Annotated in this window: 17 protein-coding genes; 4 read left to right on the top strand and 13 right to left on the bottom strand. The window is 69.2% G+C overall.

The genetic code is table 11. The features are described 5' to 3' along the window. Positions 1-2: 2 nt before the first annotated feature. The 10 genes from AC4OXY_RS27315 to AC4OXY_RS27270 all read right to left on the bottom strand — a co-directional run bounded on the left by AC4OXY_RS27315 (position 3) and on the right by AC4OXY_RS27270 (position 13,239). Complete coding sequence (locus AC4OXY_RS27315) at positions 3-3,731, bottom strand: type I restriction endonuclease subunit R (protein WP_491991238.1); 3,729 nt, start codon at positions 3,729-3,731, stop codon at positions 3-5. A 166-nt stretch (positions 3,732-3,897) separates the two neighbouring features. After that, positions 3,898-4,173 carry a hypothetical protein gene (locus AC4OXY_RS27310; protein ID WP_491991237.1) on the bottom strand — a complete coding sequence of 92 codons (276 nt, stop codon included), beginning with the start codon at positions 4,171-4,173 and terminating at the stop codon, positions 3,898-3,900. Beyond that, on the bottom strand, positions 4,173-4,586 hold the full coding sequence (locus AC4OXY_RS27305; RefSeq protein ID WP_491991236.1) for a hypothetical protein: 414 nt from the start codon (positions 4,584-4,586) through the stop codon (positions 4,173-4,175). Before AC4OXY_RS27305 ends, AC4OXY_RS27310 begins: the two co-directional genes overlap by 1 nt. 162 nt (positions 4,587-4,748) lie before the next feature. Continuing rightward, positions 4,749-4,937: a DUF397 domain-containing protein gene (locus AC4OXY_RS27300; RefSeq protein ID WP_491991235.1), complete on the bottom strand. Its 189-nt coding sequence runs from the start codon at positions 4,935-4,937 to the stop codon at positions 4,749-4,751. Positions 4,938-4,950: 13 nt separating this feature from the next. Then, positions 4,951-5,805, bottom strand: a complete 855-nt coding sequence (locus tag AC4OXY_RS27295) for a helix-turn-helix domain-containing protein (protein ID WP_491991234.1) — start codon at positions 5,803-5,805, stop codon at positions 4,951-4,953. Positions 5,806-5,814: 9 nt separating this feature from the next. Beyond that, positions 5,815-6,987, bottom strand: coding sequence for a restriction endonuclease subunit S (locus tag AC4OXY_RS27290; protein WP_491991233.1), 1,173 nt, complete (start codon positions 6,985-6,987; stop codon positions 5,815-5,817). Next, on the bottom strand, positions 6,977-9,679 hold the full coding sequence (locus AC4OXY_RS27285; RefSeq protein ID WP_491991232.1) for a type I restriction-modification system subunit M: 2,703 nt from the start codon (positions 9,677-9,679) through the stop codon (positions 6,977-6,979). Before AC4OXY_RS27285 ends, AC4OXY_RS27290 begins: the two co-directional genes overlap by 11 nt. Positions 9,680-9,771: 92 nt before the next feature. Then, entirely contained in the window at positions 9,772-10,524 is a 753-nt protein-coding gene (locus AC4OXY_RS27280; RefSeq protein WP_491991231.1) for an RloB family protein, read from the bottom strand. Further along, complete coding sequence (locus AC4OXY_RS27275) at positions 10,524-11,825, bottom strand: AAA family ATPase (RefSeq protein WP_491991230.1); 1,302 nt, start codon at positions 11,823-11,825, stop codon at positions 10,524-10,526. The genes AC4OXY_RS27280 and AC4OXY_RS27275 overlap by 1 nt, the downstream gene beginning before the upstream one ends. Positions 11,826-11,955: 130 nt before the next feature. Beyond that, positions 11,956-13,239 carry an adenylosuccinate synthase gene (locus AC4OXY_RS27270; RefSeq protein WP_356029776.1) on the bottom strand — a complete coding sequence of 428 codons (1,284 nt, stop codon included), beginning with the start codon at positions 13,237-13,239 and terminating at the stop codon, positions 11,956-11,958. A 212-nt stretch (positions 13,240-13,451) separates the two neighbouring features. Between AC4OXY_RS27270 and AC4OXY_RS27265 the strand changes: the two genes are divergently transcribed. Continuing rightward, complete coding sequence (locus AC4OXY_RS27265; protein ID WP_356029778.1) at positions 13,452-14,324, top strand: diacylglycerol kinase; 873 nt, start codon at positions 13,452-13,454, stop codon at positions 14,322-14,324. Between the two features lie 142 nt (positions 14,325-14,466). Continuing rightward, positions 14,467-15,978 (top strand): APC family permease, encoded by a 1,512-nt coding sequence (locus tag AC4OXY_RS27260; protein WP_356029780.1) that lies wholly within the window; start codon positions 14,467-14,469, stop codon positions 15,976-15,978. A 6-nt stretch (positions 15,979-15,984) separates the two neighbouring features. Here AC4OXY_RS27260 and AC4OXY_RS27255 read toward each other — a convergent pair whose 3' ends face one another. Beyond that, entirely contained in the window at positions 15,985-16,494 is a 510-nt protein-coding gene (locus AC4OXY_RS27255; protein ID WP_362822364.1) for a GbsR/MarR family transcriptional regulator, read from the bottom strand. Between the two features lie 74 nt (positions 16,495-16,568). On the opposite strand from AC4OXY_RS27255, the gene AC4OXY_RS27250 reads away from it, so the two are divergent. After that, positions 16,569-17,480, top strand: a complete 912-nt coding sequence (locus AC4OXY_RS27250) for an ABC transporter ATP-binding protein (protein WP_491991229.1) — start codon at positions 16,569-16,571, stop codon at positions 17,478-17,480. Then, positions 17,480-19,051, top strand: a complete 1,572-nt coding sequence (locus AC4OXY_RS27245; RefSeq protein WP_491991228.1) for an ABC transporter permease — start codon at positions 17,480-17,482, stop codon at positions 19,049-19,051. The genes AC4OXY_RS27250 and AC4OXY_RS27245 overlap by 1 nt, the downstream gene beginning before the upstream one ends. Positions 19,052-19,060: 9 nt before the next feature. Here the strand turns inward: AC4OXY_RS27245 and AC4OXY_RS27240 are convergent, their stop codons facing one another. Then, positions 19,061-20,281, bottom strand: coding sequence for a cytochrome P450 (locus AC4OXY_RS27240; protein WP_356029786.1), 1,221 nt, complete (start codon positions 20,279-20,281; stop codon positions 19,061-19,063). Between the two features lie 64 nt (positions 20,282-20,345). Beyond that, positions 20,346-20,927, bottom strand: a complete 582-nt coding sequence (locus AC4OXY_RS27235) for a hypothetical protein (protein ID WP_491991227.1) — start codon at positions 20,925-20,927, stop codon at positions 20,346-20,348. Positions 20,928-20,988 lie beyond the last annotated feature (61 nt).

Raw genomic sequence — 20,988 nt, 5'->3', positions numbered from 1 at the left:
GTCTATTCTCGCCGGGCCTCCGTCCGGAACTCCTCCAGGTGGTCCACGGCGTAGCCCGCGAGTGTCGAGGCCAGTCGCTTCACCTCCTGGCGGCCCTCACCGCCGAGCCGGTACCCGGCCGCGCGGAGGCGCTCGTACAGGCGTGCCTCCAGCTTCGTCACATGTGCCTCGCCGCCGCCGAAGGACGCCAGCCGGACCTGGCCGGTGATCTCGTCGTGCACCTCGGCCACGAGTCGGCGCAGGTCTTCCGGGGTGGGGTCGTCCAAGATCTCGCTCTCCGTCAGCTTCTCGCCGAGCAGCACGTACAGCCGCCGCTCCATGGGACTCAGGTCGGCGACGGCGGGATCGCTCCGCTCCGCCTGCCGGGCACGTTCGACCAGCGGACCGATCCTGGTGCTGATCTCGTCCCAGCGCCCGGCGAACTCCTCCAGCACCCGCTCCAGCTCCTTCGAGAGCTGGGTGTAGACCGGCCGGTCCTCCACCGCGCGCCGTTCCTCCAGGTGATAGCGGAGTGCCTGCACCTGCTCCGCGGCGGCCTCGCGCACCGGGAGGGTTCCGACGACCTCGTCGAAGTCGGGGGCGAGAATCGACACCGGCGGGATCTTCTGGATCACCTCCTGAGCCTCAAGGTGGTCGGCGATCAGCGCCCGCACCTTCCGGCCGTAGCCGCGCATGGCAAAGCCGCCGCCGGTGTCGTCCCGGTAGTGGCGTCGGACCCGCATCTGCAGCACGCTCCACGCCCTCAGATCCGGCAGATACTCCAGGGCGTCCTGGTGCGGCAGGACGCGGTTCACGGCGTCCAGGAACGCGCCGAGGGAGGCGTCGAAGCCGGCACGCTGCTCCGGGTCCTCCAGGGCCAGTACGGCACGGGCGAGGGCGGCGGGGGTAGTGAGGCCGTCCGGGTCGATGCCCAGCCGGCCGAGGAGAGCCCGGAACTTCTTCGCCGTCCGCTTCAGCTGCGGGATCTCCTCCTCCATGCTGTGCAGCGAGTCCAGGGCGGGCGGGTTCCCCCGGTACGCGGCCAGGGTGACGCCCAGGTTGTTGAGCACGCCGTAGTAGTCGACCACCAGGCCCTCGGTCTTGCGGCGGGCGGTGCGGTTGACCCGGGCGATGGCCTGGAGCAGTTCCGCGTCGCGGATGGGCCGGTCCAGGTACAGGGCTTGCTCGATGGGTGCGTCGAAGCCGGTGAGGAGCATGGACTTCACGATGAGGAAGGCGATCGGCGGCTGCTCGGCCGGCTTGTTCCCGCCCCACACGAGGTCGCTCCACGGGTTCATCCCGCCCACCGACCCGGCGGGGACGGGATCGGGCTCGGTGACCGGTTTGGTGACCCACGGGTTGTCCGGCGGCAGCTCGGGGAAGGGCGCCAGGAAGCGTGCGATGTGGTCCCGCTGCCGGTCCTCGTCGGTCCACTCCCGCCACAGTCCGTCCTTCTGCTCGGAACCGGCGGAGATCACGGGTACGAAGTCGATGCGGCGCAGCAGCTCCTGGTACTGCCAGGCCCGCAGCAGCAGCGTCTCGTCCCGGGTGTACGTCTCCGGCGCCCGCTCGCGCAGGCCTTCCCGTCGGCCGCTGGCGTCGAACTCCGCCACCCGGTGCAGCAGTTCGGCCCGCGCGTCCCGCAGCGCCTCCCGGTACAGCACCGCGGCACGCCTGCTGACAGCGGCCACCTGCGCCTTGAATCCGCCGGTCAGCGGCCCGATGACGTAGTGCTCCAGCATATCGGCGGCCTTGCGGCGGATGAGCGGCACGGACTCGGCGACGGCGCGCGCGGACGGCGTGCCGTACTTCTTGCGCACCCGCTCGCGCTCGGCGTCGTCCAGCGGCTCGATCAGGTCCTCGAAGCACTCGTCCATGTGCTCCCGGTCGCGCACTTCGGCGGTGGTGGCCCGTCCCTCGTAGCGCACGGGGACAACGACCTTGTCCCGCTCGGCCTCGGTCATGCGGTAGGTGTCGAGGTACTCGGGATCCCCACCGGGCCGGCTGCTCGGTTCCAGTCCGAAGATGCGCCCGGTGTCGTCGAGCCGCCCCCGCATCAGCGGGGTGCCGGTGAAACCGATCCGGGCGGCGTTGGGCAGAGCCTTGCGCAGGCAGGCATGGAGGACGGAGGTGTGGGACCGGTGCGCCTCGTCGACCAGGACGACGACGCGGTCCTCGTCACTGCACTCGGGGAAGATCCGTTCGGCACGGCGCAGCGTCCGCTCGTCCGGGGCCGGGTCGGCGACCTCCTCGGCATCCTCCCCCGCTGCCACACGTTTGCGCGCCTCCTCGAAGTCCTCGGCCAGCGCCTGGTCCTCCCCGTTGGCCGTGTCACCCGCTCCGTCGCCGGAGCCGGGCGCCAGGTCGCCGAGGAACTTCTGGATCGTGGCGAAGACCACCATCCGGCCGCCGGGCTTGCCCGCCTTGGTCAGCAGGCGCTCCAGATCAGTACGGGACTTCGCCTGCACCACCCTGGTGTCGCTCAGTTCCACAGCCTTGCGCAACTGCCGCTGGAGGTCGGTGCGGTCGGTGACGGCGACGAGCGTTATGCCGTTGAGCGCCGGGTCCTCGCTCATGTGCAGGCGGCGGGCGAGGAACTGCATGGTGAAGCTCTTGCCGGCGCCCTGGGTGTGCCAGACGACTCCGCCCCGCCCGTCGGGGTCGCGGCCGGTGACGCGTCGGCTGGGGCGGGTGCGCAGCCGGTGGACGATCTTCTCGGTGGCCCGGTACTGCTGGTGGCGGCAGACGACCTTCGCCGTCCCGGTCTTCCGCTGCGCCTTCTTCCCGGCCTGGCGGCCGTCCCGGCCGTCGTCGTCGTTGAGCGGCTTCTCGAACACGTAGTGCCGCACGATGTTCAGCAGATTGCCGGGCCGGAGGACCATGGCCGTCAGGCGGTGCTGAAGCGTGGGCTGCTCCTCCGGCCCGAGCAGGCCCCAGCCACGCAGTTCACGGCGCAGCGCCTCGGCTCCGTCGTCGCCGGGTACGGCAGGGTCGGCGTAGTCGGGGGCCAGGCTGCGCCACAGCGCGTAGTGCTCCTCGGAGGAGGAGTACGTGCCGAGAGCGGCATCCTCCCCGTCGGCGGCCACGAGCAACTGCACCGGCGCGAACAGGTGCGGCACGCCACGCGGGGCGCCGGTGCCCTGCCGGGTGTCGTCGTCCAGGGGGCGCCCGGTGTAGGCACGCAGGTCTCGGATGGCCCGGCCGACCGGATCACGGACGTACGGCGACTTGCACTCCACCACGACCAGGGGGATGCCGTTGACGAACAGCACGAGGTCTAGCACGGCCGGCCTGCCGTCCGCGTCGTGCACACGCAACTGGTCGACGACGACGTAGTCATTGCGGGCGAGGATCTCCTCCCGGCTCCCCTCCATCGCCTCCTGCGACCAGTCCACGAACTTCGTCTTGACGTCCTTGTCTCCCGGTCCGGGTTGCAGGATGCCGTGCAGAAGGAGGGTGGTGGTGTCCCGGTTGGCCTGGGCGAGCGATCCGGCGGTCACATGACGGGCGGTGCCACGCAACCGGATGACGGCTTGTTCGGCCTGCGTATCACTGGTCATCCAGGGCGAGTTGCGCCGTACGGCCGCGCGCAGCCGCTTTTCCAGCAGCACCGCGCGAAAGTCGTCCCGCTCGCCCTCGTCCCGGAGCCGCGCACCCTCGATGTGCTGCCACCCCATCGCCATGAGGTGTTCCAGGAGCGGCCGTTCAACCTCGTCCCTCTCGGCCGTTCCCCCAACCGCTCCGGCAGCCATGCCCGCGCCTCCCCAGCGTCACGGTGATCCGTAGAAGACCCATTGTGACCACTGGTGGCGCGCACGCCCAGAAACCCGTGCGCCGGGGGAGGTTGACGCACGGGTTTCGGCCAGCGGGGCGCTCAGCGGGGACAGGTGTTTCGGCCGGGTTCGGTACCTCTGGTCCCTACAGGCTCCCGTGGCCGGTGGCCACCTCCCTGCGGCAGTCGGGCCGCTTGCTCTCCGGCACGATGAGGGCCGCGGTGTCGTCGTCGAGGGCGTAGCAGAGTTGGGCGTGCAGCATCTCGGCTTCGGCGGGAGTGAGGCACAGTGCCGCGTCCGAGTCGAAGACTCCGTCCCGGGACAGCCAGAGGTCGATGGTCAGGGTCCCGTCATCCTGCCGGCGGACAGGCTTGCTGGGTACGCGGTTCACCTGGACCCGCGCGTTCGGCGTCGCACCCATCAGGCCGCCACCTCCAGGGACACGGCGGGGGCGCCGATGCGGTGGCCATGAATGACCCACGGCCCGATGTCGATCCCTTCGAGGGCGAGGACGAGGGCCGCACGGCGTTCGGTCTGTTGCTGCTGTCGTTCGTGGGCGAGGAGGTAGGGGCGGACAAGAGGGCCGGTGTCGTGGATGGGGGTGGCGAGTTCGATCCGCTTTGCAGTGCGGGACTTCGCCCTCGCCAGCAGGGCTTCGCTCAGGGCGGGTACGGCAGCGCGGTGGACGAACAGCCGCAGGCCGGAGAGGGTGCGCGGGGCCGCGTGGGCGCACCTCGGCCGACCCGGACACCGACGCCGGCCCGTGGCGGGAAGGAGGAGGGCGAGGACCGGGGCAAGTGTTCGTTCGAGGGCATGCCGGATAGGCTTGGACATGCTGACGCTCCTATGCAGCGTTGGCCCGCCCCGGGGTGCTGGAGACACCGCCGGGGCGCTTTGCATCAGGGGGTAATCGGGTGACTACCGCCCGAGACCAGGCTAGCGCCAACAGTGCGGATGCATCAACGTTGATGCGAAGTTCGCTCTGACAGTCCCGGGTCAGAGCAACTCGTCGAACTCGCCCGCCTTGGCCCCAGCCAGGAAGGCCGCGAGCTTGGCCTGGGTAGTCCTGACGACGATGTCGGGCTCGTCGCTCTCCCTGACCAGCACCTGGCCGTCGACCACCGCCAACTCCAAGCAGTTGCCTGCCTGCTCGGAGTACGACGACTTGCGCCACTGAATGTCCATCTGATTCACGCTTTCACAGTTCGTGCAGCACCTTGCGTATGAAGTCCCGCGAGGGTCCAGGCTCCAGGGACCGCTGCTCCATACGGTCCAGTACAGCGCGGTAGTTCGTCAGATGCGTCTCCGAGTCCAGGAACGTCACACCGCTCGGCACGTCGATCTGCACGGTGTCGAGCTGCCGGACTGGACCACAGGCGTACATGGTCGAGCTGCCCGCACTCGGGAACCCGCCTGCCGAGAACGGCACCACGCGGAGGGTGACGGCATCGCGCTCCGACTGCTCCAGCAGATACTTCAACTGCCGCTTCACGATGGCCGATTCCCCGAAGAGCATCCGCAGAGCGGCCTCATGGAGGAGGAAGGAGCATGCCGGAGGGTCCGTGCGGTCCAGCAGCGCCCGGCGACGCATGCGGAAGGCAACCTGGAGGTCCAGTGCCTCCGAGGACAACGGCGGTACGGCCTCCCCGAACACCGCACTTGCGTAGTCCACATACTGAAGCAGGCCGGGAAGATGCGTGATCTGTACGTGCCGAAGAGCCACAGCATGATGTTCCAGCTCGGCCAGATCGAGCATGTACGAGGCGATGGAGTCCCTGAACTCGTCCCACCAGTTGGAGCCGGCACGCTCCTTGGCCATGCTCGCGAGAGCATCGACGTAGGCGGGATCGGGACAGGAGTAGTTGGCCGCCCACACACGCACCCGATCAGGGCTCACGCCGAACCGAGCGGACTCGGTGTTACTAATCGCCGTCTTGTCCACGCGATGCAGCGCGGCAGCCTCGGTGAGGGAGAGCCCGACATGCTCGCGCATCCGCCGAAGCTCAGTCCCGAGGCGCCGTTGTCTGACTGTTGGCGGCTTTCGGACGGGCATACCCCTCCTTCACCTGGCCGAATTCTTTGCACGCCCCGGTCGAGAATGCCGGTGACTATTTTTGTCACTCAACAAATACTCCGCAACAGCTTCTTGCAGCAAACTAACTTTCTCAACTTCATCACGAGAAGCTTCACATTCTTCTTGCCATGCTCTATAAAATCGCACAACACGAAGCTGGTCATCCAGGCTGAAATTGGGAACTGGCACACCCGCGATTGCAGCCTGAGTAATAAGAGGCTGACCAGTTTGACTGCGAAGCTTCCGAAGGTTAAACCACTTCAAATATACCGCAATGAATTCAGGATTCCAGCCAGGAGAAAAATCTCGCACCCAGAGTGCATTGTCTGTAACCCACGCCTGCTCGCCCACGAAACGAACAGAACCAACTCCCCCCTCGCCAACTCGCCCGATCACGATCGTAGGCCCACCGGTAAGCCGACAATCCCCTCTACCTGCGAAACCGCTACTTCCTACAATCGGATAACGCCCCGTCGGGTTTACGCCTGCCCGCTCCATCGGAAGGCCGCCGGACATTTTGATTACGTCACCGCAAACGCTATACCCCCCACTCCCCTGCGGATCACAGGACAGCATCTGCGTTAGAGCACTGTCCGCTACAGATTTCCTCTTAGCGAGGCCTTCTTCAGTGACACGCTTCAAGTCAGACAGGGTTTTCAGTCTTTCAACAATTTCCTCCTGCCTTGAAACGGGGATCCATGGAAACAGAATCCTGGCAAATCTACTTCCACCCAGATGAGAGATGCTCGTCTTCTCGGCTACGCGGGCAAATACGCCCCGCCGACGCCACTGCACAAATACCGCTTGAGCATACTCTGGAATGACTTGACTTCCCGGCCTAAAGCGGATCAAGGTATTCTGGAAACAGAAAGCGCCGAAACCTCCATCATAGATGGCACTTCTTCCAACGTTAAGCAGGCTTTCCTGCCCTTCATTCAGAAGAAGATCACCCGGGCGCAGTTCGTAGACACGCCTCTCTGCGTCCGTGAACCCCATAGCCTTTACGTCGCTGTAGTCGATACGCCCTTCAAACACATTGGCAACTCGTAGATAAGGCATCTTTCCATGGGCACGACTGCTCGCCGGCGAAAGCTGCTTACCCATCCGCACCTCGCCGACCTCGCCGACCGGCACCCAACGGACTTCCGGCTCAACCGACATAGCCCAGCTCCTTCAGGAAGCCGTTCAGCCGTTCTTCGGCCTCCATGCGCCGCTTCTCGATGTCGCGCAGCGACACCAGGTACTTCCGCTCCCAGCCCACGTATGCGTCGACCAACTCTCGGCGCCGACGCACCACATGCCCCTCCAGCTTGGACGCCAGGTCGTCACGAAGAATGCCCAGCACGATCTCGCGGGCTCGGTCATCACTCAGGTTCTTCCGAGCTTCGTGCAGCCGAGGCGTCGGGCGGTTCGCAGGCTCGTCCTCCACAGCCACAGCCAACTCGGTCTGCCCCGAAGAGCTTTCCGCCACCTTGGGCTTCTTCTTCGTGGTGGCCACCGACGCACCCCCCATCCCGTCGAAGGGATAGAACTCCTCCTCCAGCGTCTTCACCGCCTTGTTCGCCGCCGTGCGGTCCCGCTTCAGCTTCTTCAGGTCCGCCTCGCTTAGCAGCGCCTCCGCGATCGCCGGGTCGAGGGCCGACCCCTCACCGTCGCCGTCGGCCTCGGCGCCGTCGGGCAGCTCGCCGTCCTCCGTCACCCCCGCCGCCGCAGCCGCCCGCGCGGCCTCCGCCTCCTCCGCGGCCTTCACCTTCGCGTCCAGCTTCGCCTTACGCTCGTCCGCCGCCGCGAGTTCCTTCAGGAAGTCGGGGACGAGCCGCGCCACCACCTTGTGCGCGTACGCCTGGCGTCGCTCCGCCGCCGAGCGCTTGCGCGCACCTCCGCTCCACGGGTCGGGCTCCGGCTCCAGCATGGTCTCGACCGTCTCGACCCAGCCGTCGACAACTCCCCGGAAACCGTTTCCTGCCAGCGCCTTCAGCTCGTTCTTCGCGTCCTGCCACCACCCGGCGACTGCCCCCGCGAGCGCGAAGCGGTCCAGTACGCCGACGCCGAGCAACGTGTCGCGGAAGGAATCAATGAGATCGGCTCGCAGCCGGGCCAGCTGCGCCCGCTTCTCGAACTCGGTCCGGTCGTCACCCTCGCAGGGAGCCAGCGCGGTGATCTTCTCCGTCTCCGTCGCCCACCACTTGTCGAAGGCCTGCCACAGATCCTGTTCACGACCCCTGGCCAACGCGGTCAGGCGGTCGGCGTCCGGGCGCTGCTCCTCCGGCAGGAAGTCCACGTACGCCGGATCGTCCGGACGCTCGGCGAACAGGTCGGTCAGCTGGACGCCGTATGCCTCCAGCAGCTGCTTCTTCTCTTCCGCCTCGATCTCCGCGCGCGGCACTCCGCCCACCAGGTGGGCCCGTACATCCTGCGGCTCGGGTGGCGGGGTGTTGTCGACGTACCGCCGGATGTTGAGGTTGTAGGCGTTGTCCCGCAGTTCCTGCCGCTCGACCCAGCGGGCGAAGCGCGGTACCTCCTCGCCGCTATGGAAGGTGGAGACGATCTTCTCCACGTGCTCCGGCAGCAGGATGTTCTGCGCACGCTCGGCGTGGAACTCTCGGTCGGCGTTGATGAAGAGGACCTTGTCGTCGCGACCCGCCCGCTTGCGGCCGTGGGAGCGCAGCACCAGGACACAGGCCGGGATGCCGGTGCCGTAGAAGATGTTCGACGGCAGGCCGATGACCGCCTCCAGCAGATCGGCCTCGATGAGCTTCGCGCGGATCCTCTCCTCCGCGCCGCCGCGGAACAGCACCCCGTGCGGCATGACCGTGAAGACCGAGCCGCCCCGGCGCACCACCATGTGCAGCATGTGCTGGAGGAACATCAGGTCGGCCTTGCCCTTCTCGGACGTCTGGCCGTACGGCATCCGCTCCTCGATGTCGGAGATCTGGGCGGCCTTGTAATCCATGGAGAACGGCGGGTTGCTGAGCACGATGTCGTACGACTCGTCCAGGTGCGCGGGGCTGGTGAGGGTGTCTCCGATGCGCAGGCTGAAGTCGGCGGCTCCGTGGAACAGCATGTTCATGGTGGCCATGACCCAGGAGCCGTTGTTGGCGTCCTGCCCGGCAAGCGCAAGGTCCTCGGTGTCGCCGCCGTGCTCCTCGATGTACTCTTTGGCGTGGATCAGCATGCCGCCCGAGCCGACGCACGGGTCGTACACCCGCTGTCCCGCACGGGGCCGCGCCAGCTCGACCATCATCCGCACCACCGCGCGCGGGGTGTAGAATTCCCCGCCCTTGGCGCCGGCCGAGTCGGCGAAGTCCTTCAGCAGGTACTCGTACGCGGCGCCGATGACGTCCGGGAACTCGAAGTCCTCACCGCGCAGCCGCATGCCGCCGAAGTGCTCGATGAGCCCTTGGAGCCGTTTGTCGGCAAGCTTGGCCGCCGCCGTACCGGTGCCCCCGCCGCCACCGATCCGGTTGAAGTTGACGTGGTCGAAGAGGTGGCGCAGCCGGGGGTTGTCGGCCTCCATCGCGTCGAGCGCGGGCTGGAGGTGCTTCGTGGCCACGTCGTCCACCGCACCGGCCAACCGCGCCCAGCGGGCAACCTCAGGGACGTACATCACACCGCGCGCCGTATACTTGGCCGGCTCGTCGGCCTCCTCCTCCGCCTCCTCACGCGTGGCGCCCGCCGTCATCTCCTCGGCGACGACCTTCTCCCAGACCGCCTCGAACTCGTCGTTGGCCCGCTTGAGGAAGAGCAGGACGAGCAGGAAGTCGCGGTACTCGGCGGCGTCCATGGTGCCGCGGAGAATGTCCGCGGCGGCGAAGAGGTGACGCTCCAGTTGTTCGAGCGTGATCCTGGCCACGTTACGGCTCCCTGTTCACGTGTGACGAGCGGTGGGGGGGGCAGCGGCCGACGGGTGGTGCCGTCGGTCCGCTGCGCGTACATCAGTGCAGCCTAGTAGCCGCTGAGAAGCAGTCCATCCTCCACGAAACGCCACATGTCCGTGTAGGGGTCCCAGTCGTTGGGATTGGCCGTGGAATGACCATCGTTGATCTTCTGGGCGTGCTTCTTGGCCGTCCTGTAACGGCTGAGGTCATCATCAGTGGCAGGGGTCAGTACCTGTCCCTCACGAACGTGCTTCGACTGCTGCTCGGTGACCGTCCGCACACCGCGTCCGTACGTCGCGGCAAAGCCGGGGCGGGAGCGCAACCGGCTGTTGGCGTCGCCGCACGCCCCGCCGAAGGTGGACGTGTAGTTGGTGTAGTGCAACAGCCGCCACAGCTCGAAGCACGGATGCGAGTAGGCGACGTGGACGCCCTCCTTCTCCGCGAGGTCCCGGGCTTCACGGATGCCCTGGTGGTCGTCGCGGTCGAAGAGAACCCACACCTGGGGCCAGTTCCAGTCCTTACCCCGCCTGATCCCGGCGTCCTCGGCCTCGCGCTCGACCTTGCGCAGGGTGCGGACGGCCTCCTGGACCATCCGTAACGGCTTGCGGTGCTTGCCCTCGGCGTTGGGGTTCGCGATGTGGTGCTGCACCGTGCGGCCCGGCTCGGCCCACGTGCCGCTGCGGACGATGATGTCGATGTACTCGGGCTCGGTCACCTCGCCCTCGGTGTAGACGTACACCTGACGTGCCCGGCCGGCCCGGCCCTTCGCGCCGCCGCCCTTCCTGCGGGAGACGCTGTCCCCTCCCCGTGCCCTCGCCATCAGAGCCCTTCCGTCCCCGTCCGTACGTCGTCGTCCGCTGTTTCGGCGTCCAGCGCGGCCGTCTCCTCCGTGCGCAGCAGTCGTCGGCCGACCTGGCCCTCCGACATCCTCGGTACGGCTCCGAAGGATCCAGCCAGGTAGGACGTCATCAGGTCCTCCTCCGCCGTCGGCTCCCAGTCGGCGACCGGGGTCAGGCTGGTGGCGCCCCGCTCGTCCTTCTCGGTGAGCCAGATCTGGCCCGGGTGCAGCAGCCGGCCGCCGCCCGGGGTCCGCAGGAGGGAGAGGTCGTGGGCGGTGAAGACGAGTTGCGCGCCCTTGCGGTTGAGCCAGGGGGCCTGGAAGAGGCGCACGACCTCGGCTGCGAAGCGCGAGTGCAGGCTGGCGTCGAGTTCGTCGACGAGGAGGACCGCTCCGGTGTCGAGGGCGAGCAGCAGCGGGCCGATCAGGGCGAACCAGGAGCGGGTTCCCCATGACTCGGCGTCCCAGTCGAGCGCGGTTCTCTCGCCGCTGCCCTCGTGGACGAGCCGTACCAGAGGCCTGTCGGAGGACGTCTGCTCGACCTCCACTCCGGCGATGCCCAGATCGGCCACCTTCAGCAGCTCCTCGGCACGTTTACGGAAGCCGTCGTCGCGCAGCAGCTTCAAAGCCGTGTAGTCCTCGCGCTGAGTCCGCTCGGTCTCGGGAGTGACATCCCAGAGGTTGTTCTTGAACCAGTCGAAGACGGGCGTGAGCTGGTCGTGTCCGTCGTTCGCGGCGCGGGTCAGCAGCAGGGCGTCCGGGCGGGTGGTGCGGGCCAGGCGGGTGCGGTCGTGGAGCCGCTCGCCGGGGAAGTCGAAGTCCTTCTCGCGGGTGGCGTCGCGCTCGAACCACACCTGGCGGCGGCCTTTGGGATAGGCGTAGAGCCACTCCGCTTCCACGCGTCGCTGCCCGAGTTCGAAGCCGTACGTCCAGCGCACCCCACCGGCGAGGACGAAGTCAGCCTCGTACAGCGAGGTCTCGGCGACCGCCTTGGGGTCCAAGGCGAACTCGTCACGAGGGATGCCGTCGTATGAGGTCCAGTCGGCATAGGACCGCAGTACGCAGTGGCGCATGTTCCGCAAGGCGGCGATCACGTTCGACTTGCCGGAGGCGTTGGCGCCGAAGACGCCGAGGACGGTGTGGACAGGGAGCCGCCTGCCGTCGGAAAGTTCCGTCTCGCGCGCCGTGGCCCGCTCGGTCTCGTCGTCCTCGGGCGCGACGAACGACAGTTCCTGCTCATCGCGCAGGGACCGGACGTTGGCCACTCGGAATCTCAGCAGCATCCCGCTTCCTTCACGACGGACAGAGTGGTCGTCTTCCCCATCCCGCTCGGCGCTGTAGACAATGGGATGGCCGGTCGGGTTCACCGCACCGGCCATCCCATCAGATCCCCGGGCCTCGGGAAAGGGACTCTCAGAGGAACGAGTTGATCTCGATCGTCTCGTCCCGGCCCGGGCCCACGCCGATCGCGGAGATCGGGGCGCCGGACATCTCCTCCAGCGCCTTGACGTAGTTCTGGGCGTTCTTCGGCAGGTCCGCGAAGGACTTCGCCTTGGTGATGTCCTCGCTCCAGCCCGGCAGCGTCTCGTAGACCGGCTTCGCGTGGTGGAAGTCCGTCTGCGAGTACGGCAGTTCCTCGACCCGCCTGCCGTCGATCTCGTACGCCACGCAGACCGGGATCTGCTCCCAGCCGGTCAGCACGTCCAGCTTGGTGAGGAAGAAGTCGGTCAGACCGTTCACGCGGGTCGCGTAGCGGGCGATGACGGCGTCGAACCAGCCGCAGCGGCGGTCACGGCCGGTCGTCACGCCCCGCTCGCCGCCGATCCGGCGCAGCGCCTCGCCGTCCTCGTCGAACAGCTCGGTCGGGAACGGGCCGGCGCCGACGCGGGTCGTGTACGCCTTCAGGATGCCGATGACCCGGCTGATCTTCGTCGGACCCACGCCGGCGCCGGTGCAGGCGCCGCCGGCGGTCGGGTTGGAGGAGGTGACGAAGGGGTACGTGCCGTGGTCGATGTCGAGGAGGGTGCCCTGACCGCCCTCGAACAGGACGACCTTGTCGTCCTCCAGCGCCTGGTTCAGGACCAGGACGGTGTCGGTGACGTACGGCTTGATCTGCTCGGCGTAGCCCAGCAGCTCCTCCACGACCTGGTCCACGGCGATCGCGCGCCGGTTGTACAGCTTGGTCAGGAGCTGGTTCTTGACGTCGAGGGCCGCCTCGACCTTCTGGGTCAGGATCGACTCGTCGTAGAGGTCCTGGACCCGGATGCCGACGCGGTTGATCTTGTCGGCGTAGGTGGGACCGATACCGCGCCCGGTCGTGCCGATCTTCCTCTTCCCGAGGAAGCGTTCCGTCACCTTGTCGACGGTCACGTTGTACGGCGTGATGACGTGCGCGTTACCGCTGATCAGGAGCTTGGACGTGTCGACGCCACGCTCGTTCAGACCGCTCAGCTCGGAGAGCAGGACCGACGGGTCGACGACGACACCGTTGCCGATGACCGGCGTACAGCCGGGGGAGAGGATTCCGGAAGGGAGGAGGTGGAGCGCGTACTTCTGGTCGCCCACGACGACCGTGTGGCCGGCGTTGTTGCCGCCCTGGTAGCGCACTACATAGTCCACCGAGCCACCGAGCAGGTCGGTCGCCTTCCCCTTGCCTTCGTCACCCCACTGAGCACCGAGCAGCACAAGTGCGGGCACGCGCGTACACCCCTTCCGGGCGGGGCATGTCCAAGGTCGGGGGCGTGGGCGTAAGGTTCACCGCCGCGTGCCACAGCGACCGCCGTTGGTCGCACAACCGTCGGACCGGATGCCCCGGAATAGACGAAGCCCCTGGCGCAATAGCGCAAGGGGCTCTTGCACAAAGATGCTACCCGAGGAAGCGAGGCAGGACCGAGGTGGCGACTTTCGCGATGTCCGACCAGCTGCTGGTGATCATCGATCCGGCGGCACGGCAGACGGACGGCGAGTCCGTTCGGATCGCGAAAGACGTGCTCAGCGCGGGTGCGGCGGCGAAAGTGTGCCTCCCGGACGGCCCCGAGGAATTCGCCCGGGCGCTGGGCCGAAGGGGTTCGCGGCGGCCGGTCGTCATCGGCGACGACCACGCTCTGCTACGGGCCGTCACGCTGCTGCACCGCGAGCGCGAACTGGCCGGATGCGGTCTGTCGGTGGTGCCGGTCGGCGGGGCGGGAGACACGTCCCTGACGGAGTCGCTGGGCGTGCCCGGCGGCGCGGTGGCGGCGGCCCGGGCGGTCCTGGAGGGCACCGAACGGCGGCTGGACCTGCTGGTCGACGACAGCGACGGGGTCGTCCTGACCGGGCTGGCGATCCCGCCGGCCCGGCGCGTCCCCGCGCCCGTGCCCGAACCGGTGGCGCCGGCCGCCGGCCGCTGGTACCGCACCCTGCTGGCCCGCACGCTGCCCGCACGCCCGCCCCGGCTCCCGTCGGTCCCCTCCCCCGGCCCCACCCGGCTGCGCGTCCAGCTCGACGGCGAGACGCTCGTGGACCTGGACGAGCCGCTGGAGTCCCTGACGGTGACTCCCGGAGCGCCGGGAGCACCCGGAGCGCTCGGCGCACCCGGGGCGCCCGGCGCCGGCACGGCCGAGGTGGAGTTCCGCCCCCTGTCGGTGGGCGCCGAGGCGACCCCGCTGCGGGCCTGCGGGCGGACGGTGACGGTCACGGGCCCGGACTTCCGCTACCGGGCCGACGGGACCGTCTCGGGCCCCGTACGCAGGCGCACCTGGAGGGTGGCGGAGGCGGCCTGGGGGCTGGTGCTGCCGTCCTGAGGGACCCCCACGAGCCGCCCCTAAAGGTCTGGTGACAAATATTTAACCCGGCCGACCCCTTCCCGCGGCCCCCGCTCGTCCACCATCCTGCTCCATCAGGACCCACCAGGACTCACGGACCGGACACGGAGGGGGCCACCCGATGGCAGTGGACGAGGGCGTTGCCCCGACGGCGGAGGCGGATGGCTCGGATGCGGTTCACCGGCTGAAACCCAACGCGGTCGGGTTGCTGGGGGTCGTCTTCATGGCCGTGGCGACCGCCGCGCCGATCACCGCGATGACCGGGAACGTGCCCTTCATGGTGTCGTCCGGCAACGGGATCGGGGCGCCCGCGAGTTATCTCGTGGCAATGGTCGTCCTGGCAATCTTTTCCGTCGGTTTCACCTCGATGGCGAAGCACATCACGTCCACGGGCGCCTTCTACGGGTTCATCTCGTACGGGCTGGGGCGGACCGTCGGGCTCGCCTCCGGGCTGCTCGCGACCTTCGCGTACGTCGTCTTCGAGCCCGCGCTCATCGGGATCTTCTCGACCTTCGCGACCACGACCCTGAAGGACCAGACGGGTGCGCACGTGCCCTGGTGGGCCTTCGCCGTGCTGATGCTCGCGATCAACGCGACCGGCACCTGGTTCGGGGTCAGCGTCGCCGAGAAACTGCTGGTGGTGCTGCTGGCGACCGAGGTGACCGTGCTGGCCGCGATGGCGGTGTCGGTCGCCCTCCACGGCGGCGGCCCGCACGGGTTCACCTTCGCGCCGGTCGACCCGGTCAACGCCTTCAAGGGCACGTCCGCCGGGCTCGGGCTGTTCTTCGCCTTCTGGTCCTGGGTCGGCTTCGAGTCGACCGCGATGTACGGCGAGGAGTCCCGCGACCCGAAGAAGATCATCCCCAAGGCCACGATGATCAGCGTCCTGGGCGTCGGCGTCTTCTACGTCCTCGTCTCCTGGATGGCCATCTCCGGCAACGGCGAGGCCGAGGCCGTGAAGGCGGCCTCCTCCGCCAACCCGCTCGCGATGTTCTTCAACCCCACCGAGCGCTACGTCGGGCACTGGGCCGTCGACGTCATGCAGTGGCTGATGATCACCGGCTCGCTGGCCTGCGGCATGGCCTTCCACAACTGCGCCGCCCGCTATCTCTACGCCCTGGGACGGGAAGGCGTCCTGCCCTCGCTCCAGCGCACCGTCGGCCGCACCCACGCCCGGCACGGCTCCCCGCACATCGCCGGGCTGGTGCAGACGGCGGTCACCGCGGTGTTGCTCGGCGCGTTCTGGGCCGCGGGCAAGGACCCGTACACCGGCACGTACGTCCTGCTCGCCATCCTCGGCACCATGGCGATCCTCGTCGTGCAGGCCGTGTGCTCCTTCGCGGTGCTGGCCTACTTCCGCTCCCACCACCCCGAGAGCCGCCACTGGTTCCGCACCTTCACCGCGCCGCTGCTCGGCGGCATCGCGATGCTCGCTGTCGTCGTGCTCCTCGTGTCCAACATGGGCGCGGCGGCCGGTCCCGAGTCCGGCTCGCTGGTGCTGAAGGCGACGCCGTGGCTGGTGGCCCTGGTCGCGGCGGCGGGGGTCGGGGGCGCGCAGTACCTCAAGCGGCGGGCGCCCGAGCGGTACGCGCTGCTGGGGCGGACGGTGCTGGAGGAGACGAAGGAGCGCTGAGCGGGCTCAGTCCCCGAACCTCTCCTGCCGGTACACCCGCCACCGCTCCATCATCAGGGCCACGTCCTGCTCGATGAACTCGAAGAAGGCCAGCGTCTGCGCGAGCCGGCGGCCCGAGGGGGTGTCGGCTCCGAGGCTGGCGACGCCCTCGCGCAGGGCGTCCTCCCAGCGCTTGATGATCGCCTCGCGGCTGGTGAGCGCCTCGTACCACTGGTCGCTGTGCACCCGGTAGCGCTCCCGGCGCGAGCCGGGCTCCCGCTCCCTCGACACCATGTGGACCTGGGCGAGATAGCGCACCGCCCCGGAGACGGCGGCGGGGCTGATCCGCAGTTGCTCGCTCAGCTCGGCCGAGGTCAGGGTGCCGGTGTCGGAGGCGAGCAGGGCCGCGAAGACACGGGAGGGCATGCGCTGCATCCCGGCCTCGACCAGCTGCGCCGCGAACCGCTCCACGAACCGCGAGACCGCCTCGGGGTCCCGCGCACTCCCTGACTCCGTCCCGTTCCCTGGCTCCGTCATGCCGCTCACCCTATCCGGCGTTCATGCATTTCCTTAACTTCACAAATTTCTGAAAGAAGCGTACGTTCTGATGCATGACCAAGGCAATCACGGTCTCCGGGCTCCACAAGTCCTTCGGCCGCACCCACGCGCTGGACGGCCTCGACCTGGACGTCGAGGCCGGTGAGGTGCACGGCTTCCTCGGCCCCAACGGCGCCGGCAAGTCGACCACCATCCGCGTCCTGCTCGGACTGCTGCGCGCCGACGCGGGCGCCGCCCAGGTGCTGGGCCGCGACCCCTGGCGGGACGCGGTCGAGGTGCACCGCCGCATCGCGTACGTCCCCGGCGACGTCACCCTGTGGCGCAACCTCTCCGGCGGCGAGGTCATCGACCTCTACGGCCGGCTGCGCGGAGGACTCGACCAGCGGCGCAGGGCTGAGCTGATCCAGCGCTTCGAGCTGGACCCCACCAAGAAGGGCCGCACCTACTCCAAGGGCAACCGGCAGAAGGTCGCCCTGGTCGCCGCCTTCGCCTCCGACGTCGACCTGCTGATCCTGGACGAACCGACCTCGGGCCTGGACCCGCTGATGGAGGAGGTCTTCCAGGCTTGCGTGGAGGAGGAACGCGACAGGGGCCGCACGATCCTCCTCTCCTCGCACATCCTCAGCGAGGTGGAGGAGCTGTGCGACCGGGTCAGCATCATCCGCAAGGGGCGCACGGTGGAGAGCGGCTCGCTCGCCGACCTGCGCCACCTCACCCGCACCAGCGTCAGCGCCGAACTCGCGGGCCCGCCCGACGGACTGGCCCACCTGCCGGGCGTGCACGACCTGGACATCCAGGGCCACCGGGTCCGGCTCCAGGTCGACACCGACCGGCTCGACGCCGTCCTGCGGTCGTTGAGCGCCACCGGAGTGCGCTCGCTCACCTCGACCCCGCCGACGCTGGAGGAGCTGTTCCTGCGGCACTACACGGAAGAGACGGCGCGGACCGAGGGGGCGTCGGCCTGATGCCCCGCCAACTGGCTGGCACCGGAACCCTGTTGAGGTTCGCGCTGCGCCGCGACCGCGTCATGCTGCCGGTCTGGGTCGCGGTGAACGCGCTGATGGTCCTCTCCATGCCGAACACCCTGAAGACCCTGTACGCCACCCCCGCCCAGCGCGCCGACCTCCGGCACCAGATGACCGGCAACGCCTCGCTGCGCGCCATGGTCGGCCCGGTCTTCGACGACTCGCTCGGCGCGCTGACCGCCTGGCGCGTCGGCGTGTACGCGGGCGCCCTCGCCGCCGTCATGAGCCTCCTCGTCGTCGTCCGGCACACCCGCGACGAGGAGGAGAGCGGGCGGCATGAACTGCTCTCCTCCGGGGCGGTCGGGCGCCGGGCGCCCCTGACGGCCGCCCTGCTGGCGGCGGCCGTCGCGAACACGGCCCTGTGCGTCCTGATCGTGGCCGGACTCGCCGGGCAGGGCACGGCCGGCGCCCTGGCCTTCGGGCTCGGGGTGGCGGGCGCGGGCATGGTCTTCGCCACGGCGGCGGCGATCGTCGCCCAGCTGACCGAGAGCGCCCGGCTGGCCCGGGGGCTGACGGCGGCGGTGCTCGGCGCGGCCTTCGTGCTGCGCGCGGCGGGCGACTCGGCCTCCTCCGACGGCTCGTCCGTCCTCACCTGGCTGTCCCCGCTGGGCTGGCTGGAGAACCTGCGCGCCTTCGCGGCCGAACGCTGGTGGGTGCTGCTGCTGTTCGTGGCGGCGACGGCCCTCCAGGCCTTCCTCGCCTACGCGTTGGCGGGCCGCCGGGACATCGGCATGAGCTTCCTGCCGACCCGGCCGGGACCGGCGGCGGGCCGGCTCGGCACCGCCGGCGCCCTGGCCTGGCGGCTGCAGCGCGGCAGCGTCCTCGGCTGGTCGATCGGCTTCTTCCTCGCCGGGGTCGTCTACGGCGGGCTGACCGACGGCGCCGCGAGGCTCGTCGGCGACAACGCCCAGGCGCGGGAGATCTTCCAGCGCATGGGCGGCCAGTCGGGGCTGACCGACGCCTTCCTCGCCGCGATGGTCGGCATGCTCGGCCTGGTCGCCGCGCTCTACGTCGTCTCCTCCGTGCTGCGGCTGAACGGCGAGGAGAGCTCCGGCCGCGCCGAACCGGTCCTGGCCGGCGCGGTGGGCCGGCTGCGCTGGGCGGCCGGCCACCTGCTGATCGCCTTCGGCGGCTCGGCCCTGATCATGCTGCTCGCCGGCCTGGGCTTCGCCGTCGGCTACGGCCGGCAGATCGGCCCGGTGCTGGGCGCGTGCCTGCTCCAGGTCGCCGCCGTCTGGGTGATCGGCGGCCTCGCCGTCCTGCTCCACGGCGTCCTGCCGCGGGGCGCGACGGCCGCCTGGGGCGTGGCGGGCGCGGCCCTGCTGATCGGCTGGATCGGCCCGGCGCTGAACGTCCCCCGTGCCGTCCTGGACCTCTCCCCCTTCGGCCACCTGCCGAAGCTCCCCGGCGGACACCTGGACTGGACTCCCGTGGGCGTCCTGCTGGCCCTGGCGGCGCTGCTGGTGGCGGGCGGCCTGGCGGGCCTGCGCCGCCGGGACCTGGCCGGCTGACCGCGCTGGTCAACCGGCCACCACGGGCAGCGCTTCCAGTCCGCGCATGACGAAGTGGGGCTTCCGCTCCGGTTCCGCGGCCAGGGCCAGGCCGGGAGCCCGCTCCAGCAGGGCCCGCATCGAGGCGCCCAGCTCGATCCGGGCCAGGGGAGCGCCGATGCAGTAGTGGATGCCCGCGCTGAAGGAGATGTGCGGGTTGTCCGCACGGGTCAGGTCCAGGCGGCCGGGGTCGGTGAAGACCGCCGGGTCATGGTTGGCGGACCCGAAGAGCATGGCGATCTCCGAACCCCTCGGGATCGTCGTGCCGCCGATCTCGATGTCGTCCAGCACCCAGCGCTCGAAGAGCTGGAGCGGGGTGTCGTAGCGCAGCAGTTCCTCGATCGCGGACGGGATCAGCGAGTGGTCGGCGCGGAGCGCGGCGAGCTGGGCGGGGTTCCGGAACAGCGCGAACCAGCCGTTGACCGTCGCGTTGACCGTGGCCTCGTGTCCCGCGTTGAGCAGCAGCACGGCCGTGGAGATCATCTCCTGCTCGGTCAGCCGGTCGCCCTCGTCGTGAGCGGCGATCAGCCCGGAGATCAGATCCTCCCCCGGCTCCCTCCGCCGCGCCGCGATCAGCTCGCGCAGGAACTCCGAGAACTCCACGGAAGCCCGGACGGCCCGGGCCGCGGTCTCCTGCGACGGGTTGAGCTCGTACATCCCGCAGATGTCCGCCGACCAGGGCCGCAGCGACGCCCGGTCCGCCTCCGGAATGCCCAGCATCTCGGCGATGACGGCGACGGGCAGCGGCTCGGCCACCTCCGCGAGCAGATCCCCGCCGCCCTCCCGGACCAGCCCGGCCACCAACTCGTCCGCGAGCCGGCGCACATACGGCGTCAGCCGCTCGACCGTCCTCGGCGTGAACGCCTTCGACACCAGGCGCCGGATCCGCGTGTGGTCCGGCGGCTCCAGATCGAGCATCCCGTGATCGTTGAGCGTGTGGAACGGCTCCTGCTCGGGCGGGGGCGCGCCGCGCCCGAAGTCCTCGTGCGAGAACCGGGGCCGGTACGTCCGCCCGAGCCGCCGGTCCCTGAGCAGCGCCGAGACGTCCGCGTGGTGCGGGACCAGCCACTGGTCGGTCGCCTCGTACCGGATCACCCTGCCCCGCGCCCGCAGCTCGGCATAGGCCGGGTACGGGTCGGCGAGGAACGCCGGGTCCCAGGGATCGAAGGTCACATCGGTAGCGCCAGCCATGCGCGGACGCTAACCCGCCGAGCGGGCCCGTGACCAGGGCGACCGGCGGAGCGATACGAAGCGATCAGCCCCGCTCCCCGTGCCGGACGCCGTAGTAGTCCCTCCCGCCCACGAGGACGGACGTGACGCACGACGGCAGACCGCCGGCGTCCCGGGGAACCTCCTGGGAGGTCTGCCGGGTGGAACCCAGCGACACACCGGGGATCACCGGGTACTCGGGCGCCGCCGTGCCGACTTCGTCCACCGGGTATGCGTAGCTGCTCTGGTTCGCAAGAATCACGTCGAGTTCCGGCAGGGCGTCGAAGCCCAGGTCGTTCTCCTCGATGGTGTGGCCCCGTTCCGCGAGCTGTCCGAAGAGGTCCTCGCCCGGAGTACGGAAGACGTCCAGTCCGTCGAGCAGCACCCGCACATCGGCGGCCTCGTTCCAGAACCGGTACAGCTCCACACCGCTCAGCGCGCCCTTGGTGAACCCGAGCACGACGTTCCTCTCGGATCCGTCGTGCGTGAGCACGATCTGCCCCGGCTCCTCGTCGCTCGAAACGGTCCGGAAAAGACCCCCCTCCGCCACCGCGGCGCGCGCGTCCTCGACCGACATGCCGAACCGGAAACGCCCTGTGCCGACGTGCGGCACGAGTTCCAGTTCCATGTTCACTCCCTTGGTTACGCGTCCCCGGCCCTCAGGCCAGCAGGGCGTTCGTGTCGCCTCC

The organism is Streptomyces sp. HUAS MG56, from assembly GCF_058673395.1.
Note: the sequence above shows the minus strand (reverse complement) of the source record. Positions and strands in the feature narration are given on the sequence as shown.